The organism is Deinococcus marmoris DSM 12784 (assembly GCF_000701405.1).
Lineage (GTDB): Bacteria > Deinococcota > Deinococci > Deinococcales > Deinococcaceae > Deinococcus > Deinococcus marmoris.
The window spans coordinates 1-5,227 of sequence record NZ_JNIV01000169.1; the positions used below are offsets into that span (position 1 = coordinate 1).

The window sequence follows — 5,227 nt, forward strand, 5'->3', positions numbered from 1 at the left end:
AACCTGGGCGTGCTGGTGGACCACGCCCGCAAAGGCGTCGAGGACGAAGTCCAGGATCGCCAGATCGAGTGGCGGGTGGAGTCACTGCCGCAGGTGATGGGGGACGCAGCCACCTTGCAGCAGGTGTTGACCAACCTGCTGAGCAACGCCGTGAAGTTCACGCGCACGCGTGAGCAGGCGGTCATCGAGATCGGCACGCAGGCGGGCGAGGAGGCGTCGACGGTGTGGGTGCGTGACAACGGGGTGGGCTTTGATCCGGCGTACGCGGACAGGCTGTTCGGTCCCTTTCAGCGCCTGCACCGTCACAGCGAGTTTGAGGGCACCGGGATCGGGCTGGCGACGGTGCGCCGGATCATCCTGCGCCACGGGGGCCGCATCTGGGCGGATAGTGTGTTGGGGGAAAGCACCACGTTCTCGTTCACGCTGCCGCACGTCCGCCCGGCGGAGCTGGGGGACAACGAACCCGGCTAAGCCAGGACCTCTTCGGCAGAGGTGTCCTCCGCGTCAGCTTGTCGCTGCCCCTCGATGGCCTCCGCGTCATGCTCGCGCAGCTTGACCCGGCTGGTCTTCCCCCTCAGGACTTCCAGGGTGTAGTCGCCCTCCCCGAAGAGCGCGCCGTCCAGGTTATCCGGCAGCGCGATGCGGACCTCGTGCGTCTCGGGGTCATAGCGCACGCTCACCGTGGTCCGGGCGTGGCGTTCCTTCATCGCCTCGAGTTTCTTGGGCGCGGTGTTCATGAACGATCCCCGGCGCTTCCCACTGTCTTTGAGTGAGACCAGCTCGCCCGCCTCCGGCAACCCCACGTCGTGCTTGCTGTTCAGGTAGCCCGCCATGTTGCTGCGTGCCCGCAGCTCGCCATGGGTCAGGATCACCTTACCCGGCGCGTACCGCGCGATCATCCCCAGCAACCCGCCCCGGTCCGCGTGGGCCGAGAGATAGAAGCGCTCCACCCGTGAGTAGGCTGCCACTGGCTCGAAGCCGCCCCCGCCCTTGCCACCGTTCTGCGCAGGCAGCATGACCTCGCCGCCCTGCTGGAGTTCTAGGAGTCTGCGTCCCGGACTCTCGGCATCCTGGTAACCCACTACGAACAGCGCGTTCTCGGCGTGTGGCAGCCACGCCCTCGCGTACTGGGGACTGGCCCCCGCGTGCAGCATGCCCGACGAGGCGATCACCACGGCGGGGCGCTCCGAGGCCAGGATGCCGTCCCGCTCGCGCTTGTCCTTGACCAGGTTCACGGTGCCGGTCAGGAACGGGCGCTGCTTGCTGACCTTGGTGCGGTTCTGCAAAGCCTCTGGCAGCAGGGGCAGCATATCCTCGTACGCTTCCGTGATGCCCCGTGTCAGGCCATCGAGGTGGATCGGCACGGCAGGCAGCAGCCCACTGGCCATCGAGGTCTGAAGGATCTGGGTGATCTCCTGCGCCCGGCCCAGCGCGAACGACGGGATCAGCACCCGCCCACCCCCGCGTAGGGTCTCCCCGATGGCGGTCACGAAGGCCCTGACCTGTTCCTTGCGGCTGGGCAGCAGCGTGTCGCCGTAGGTACTCTCGGAGACCACGGCGTCCACGGGCGTGACGGCAGCAGGCAGCCAGGCGGCGTCCACCACCGGCGTCGAGATGTTGCTCACGTCCCCGGTGTGGAACACGGCCCGGCCACCGCTCTCCATCAGCACGCTGGCGGCCCCAAGCAGGTGGCCGCTGGGAAAGAGAGTGAACGCGAAGCCGTGATCGCTGACCCGCATGAAGTACGGGACAGGCCGCAGCCGCTCCAACGTGCGCTTCATCTCGCCTGCGCTGAACAACGGCTGGCCCTGCATGGTGGTGACCTTGAGGGTGTCACCCAGGACCAGCGTGGCGATGCGGGCGGTGGCCTCAGTGCAGTAGATGGACAGCTTCGGGAAGCGCCGGATGACCACAGGCAGCGCGCCGACGTGATCGAGGTGGGCGTGGGTCAGGATCATCGCGGCGGGCGGGTGCTCGGCCAGCAGACCGAGCTGAGGCAACGCAGCGTCCCCGATAGACCCTGGGCGTGCCCCGGCGTCGATGAGCAGGTTGCCCTCGGCCAGGCGATACAGGTAGCTGCTGGCCCCCACCTCGTCGGTGCCGCCGAGTCCCAGGAAGTGCAGGTCACTCATGGCAGGCATTGTGCGGGAAAGGGAGCGGGTATGAGTCGGCAGCAGGCATGACGTGCGGGATGAAGTTCTGGCGGCAGAAACCCCCCTTGCTCATTTGGCCGATGCGCCTTGACCCGGATCTGTGGCGGAATGAAGCGCATGTCCTGGATGTTTGACGAGCACGCCCATGCGGGACTGGAACACCTCACGGCGGCAGACGTCGACGCTTACGACGCCAAAGCGCAGGTGGATCCCGTACCCGACGTGCAACTCCTTCAGCAGCGCGGGCTGTCCCACAGGCATGTCCTGATCGACTTTGGGGCGGGCACGGGTGCCCTCGCGTTGCAAGCGGCTCTGGTCTGCCATCAGGTCATTGCGGTGGACGTGTCGCCCCTGATGTTGACCGCACTTCGCCGCAAAGCCGCCGAGCAAGGCGTCACGAACATCAAGTGCGCCGAGGCGGGTTTTCTGACCTACCAGCACCGCGCCCCGCCGGCGGACTTTGTGTATTCGCGCAACGCCCTGCATCACCTTCCAGAAGTCTGGCAGGTGCAGGCACTGCGCCGCATGGGGGAGGTCTTGAAGCCCGGCGGGGTGCTGCTGCTGCGGGATCTGGTGTATGGCTTCACGCCAGCCGATACCGAGGCGGGTATTCAGACTTGGCTCCAGGCTGCGCCGCTCAGCGCGGCACAGGGCTTTCCAAAGCACGAACTGGAAACGCATGTGCGCAGCGAATTCAGCACATACACCTGGCTGCTCGAAGTGATGCTGGACCGCACCGGGTTTAACATCGAGGCCTCAGAGTTCAGTGCGTCCGGGATCTTCGCGGCCTATGTTTGCCGGAAGCGCTAAGGCAAAACCCAGAATTCAGTTAGGAAAGGGGAGCGTCGTTCCCATGCTCTCCCTTATGTCAGTCTCTTGCTGCCCCCGCCGTCGGCGTCCCGCTGATCGCCGTCCTTGCGGATGCCGATGACCACCACCACCACGGCCCGCGTCTCGGCGGTCAGCGCCACATGATAGATGATGCGGGAGCGCTGCCCCGCCGCCCGCAGACTGCGGAAGTGTTTCAGGGGACCGGTCAAGGGCTGACCCAGGTGCAGCGGATCACGACGTAACTTCAGCGCCCGGTGCAGAATGGCGTCCTGGGTGGCCGCGTCGCTGATCTGCGCCAGATCCTGCTCGGCCTCCTGGGTCAGGCTGACCTGAAGGGTGGGGGCGGCCTCGGGTGGATCGTCCGCGCTGGGCGTCACGGCTGGACCCGGTTTGCTCTTTTTGGGCGTCATGCCTGTGAGGAGGCCACGGGCAGGCTCCAAATCTGGCTCACCGCTTCAGCCCGTCCTTGGCGGCCACCTCTTCAATGGGGATCAGCCGTACCGCGCCTTGCTCCAACCGCGCGATGCGCTCCAGCACGCTCGGATGGTCTGCCAGCACCTCTGCCGTCTCTGCCTCGTCGGCGGGCGTGTACTCCAGCAGATCGGCCACGGTGTAGCGCTCGCCGGTCAGCACACTTAAGCCGTCGAGAACGGCGGCCAGGGTGGAGAAATCCACCCGCTCGGTCTTGCCGTTGTACAGCGCGTTCACGGTGGCGTATCTCAGCCCTGCCGCTTCGGCCAGCGCGGTCTGCTTGATCCGGTGCCGCCCCATCACTTCCGGCAAGATGTTTCGGATCTGTCCCATGGTCCGAGAATACACCCTCAAAGCCTATTTTTATACCTCTTCCCGCTTGGTTTTAGACGGGAAAGCGTATATAATGAGCGCAGCAGTCGGAGCGGGTTTCCCGCGAAGAAACACCCGCCCCACTGACTCCCCCAGTCAAAGAAGGAATCAACATGCACGATACCAAGCGCTGCGCCCTATCCCGCACCTGGCACGCTCACACCACTTACCGCGAGTGCGGCGTCGTGACCAGCATCGCCACACATACGGTGACCATCACCCGCACCCCTCAAGGCTGCGTGGCCGAAGTCGATGGACAGCCGGTGGACGTGCTGGCCGCTGACCGGGTCCTGCGGGCGGCGGACCGCCTCATAATGATCGCCGAGACGTTGGAGGCTACAGGAGAACGGGCCGCTTAAACCTCACCTGCGCAGGCACACTTAAAAAGGCTCGGGAATTCCCGAGCCTTTTCGCTTGCTGTCTTTTTCAGCGCACCTCAAGTTTCGGGGCTTGTTTTGCCGATTGCTTCGCCTCACGTCGGGCGATGAACGCACATACCTGTGCGCTGCGTGCCCGCGCCTTCTCCGCTTCCGCGTGCGTGCCCCACTTGCGCCGTCCCCCCTCCCAATCCCGGCCCAGCTCTTCGATCTCCCCCCGCCGGATCAGGGCGCGCAGTGCCCGGCGCACGCCGGCTGCCCGACTGGAGGGCACGTCCGCGATGGTGGGGTACCCGAAGACCTGCCGCGCCACCTCCTGGCTTTCGAGCAGCTCCCCCGCCTGCTGGACTGCCCGCAGCGCCGCCCGCATGACCGTGCCTGGTCCCAGGCTCACGGCGCTCCCCTCAGGACATCAACGTGCCAGCCCACAGGGAGAGGCCAGGAAGTGTGCCGACGATGGAGGCCAGAGCTGGGCGCGAGCCACCAGTCAGTGCGCTGTTGCGTAGAGGGATACGTATAAGTGTGCCGAAGAATGATGGATCCACAGGAAGCGTGCCGATCACCGACGCGCTGCCGGTCAGCGTGCCATTCACTGCGGGGATACACGCTCCCGTCGTCCAGCCATGACACACTTCCGCCGCCCTGCCGTGTCCCCACCCTGTCCACCGCACCGCGCTCCAAGCAGTTCATCGCAACCTGAAGAGGTCGCCCATCTCGTAAGGCTCGTGGGTCAGGGCGTGCAGGCCCATCAGCAGGCGCGCGAGCACGTCCCAGGTCACCGAGCTGGTGCGGTCGTGGTACAGGGCGTGGATGGTGGCGGGCCGGAGGCCAGTGGCCTGGGCCAAAGCGGTCTGGCTCACGCGGTGCCGGCCCATCACTTCACTCAGGACACAGACGATGGTGCCGGTGGGTTCGTCTGTAGCTCCGGCGGGCTGGGCCTGGGCGGTGCGTGTGGTGCGGAGGCGAGGGGTGGATGGGGTCTGCGTTGAAAGTCTCATGCCTTCACCGTAATTCCCCATGCGG

At 65.9% G+C, this 5,227-nt stretch carries 8 protein-coding genes; 3 read left to right on the top strand and 5 right to left on the bottom strand.

What is annotated here, in order from left to right; translation table 11 throughout:
- Nucleotides 1–471 (top strand): sensor histidine kinase (locus Q319_RS0122315; protein ID WP_029484609.1); only part of this gene is annotated, 471 nt, incomplete at its 5' end.
- Here Q319_RS0122315 and Q319_RS0122320 read toward each other — a convergent pair.
- Nucleotides 468–2,132, bottom strand: a complete 1,665-nt coding sequence (locus Q319_RS0122320; RefSeq protein ID WP_051655690.1) for an MBL fold metallo-hydrolase — start codon at nt 2,130–2,132, stop codon at nt 468–470. The genes Q319_RS0122315 and Q319_RS0122320 overlap by 4 nt on opposite strands.
- A gap of 138 nt (nt 2,133–2,270) precedes the next feature.
- Here Q319_RS0122320 and Q319_RS0122325 point away from each other — a divergent pair, with 138 nt between their 5' ends.
- Nucleotides 2,271–2,963 carry a class I SAM-dependent methyltransferase gene (locus Q319_RS0122325; protein ID WP_029484611.1) on the top strand — a complete coding sequence of 231 codons (693 nt, stop codon included), beginning with the start codon at nt 2,271–2,273 and terminating at the stop codon, nt 2,961–2,963.
- A gap of 53 nt (nt 2,964–3,016) precedes the next feature.
- Here the strand turns inward: Q319_RS0122325 and Q319_RS0122330 are convergent, their stop codons facing one another.
- Together Q319_RS0122330 and Q319_RS25940 are read right to left on the bottom strand one after the other, a co-directional pair.
- Nucleotides 3,017–3,394, bottom strand: a complete 378-nt coding sequence (locus Q319_RS0122330; protein WP_211252412.1) for a type II toxin-antitoxin system RelE family toxin — start codon at nt 3,392–3,394, stop codon at nt 3,017–3,019.
- Nucleotides 3,395–3,431: 37 nt separating this feature from the next.
- On the bottom strand, nt 3,432–3,788 hold the full coding sequence (locus Q319_RS25940; RefSeq protein WP_051655688.1) for a helix-turn-helix domain-containing protein: 357 nt from the start codon (nt 3,786–3,788) through the stop codon (nt 3,432–3,434).
- Nucleotides 3,789–3,940: 152 nt separating this feature from the next.
- On the opposite strand from Q319_RS25940, the gene Q319_RS0122340 reads away from it, so the two are divergent.
- Entirely contained in the window at nt 3,941–4,186 is a 246-nt protein-coding gene (locus Q319_RS0122340; RefSeq protein ID WP_051655689.1) for a hypothetical protein, read from the top strand.
- Between the two features lie 67 nt (nt 4,187–4,253).
- Here Q319_RS0122340 and Q319_RS0122345 read toward each other — a convergent pair whose 3' ends face one another.
- Together Q319_RS0122345 and Q319_RS25090 are read right to left on the bottom strand one after the other, a co-directional pair.
- The gene (locus Q319_RS0122345) at nt 4,254–4,598 is read right to left on the bottom strand and encodes a hypothetical protein (protein WP_156039549.1); all 345 of its coding nucleotides are present in this window, start codon (nt 4,596–4,598) and stop codon (nt 4,254–4,256) included.
- Nucleotides 4,599–4,890: 292 nt separating this feature from the next.
- Nucleotides 4,891–5,227 (bottom strand): helix-turn-helix domain-containing protein (locus tag Q319_RS25090; RefSeq protein WP_156039550.1); only part of this gene is annotated, 337 nt, incomplete at its 5' end.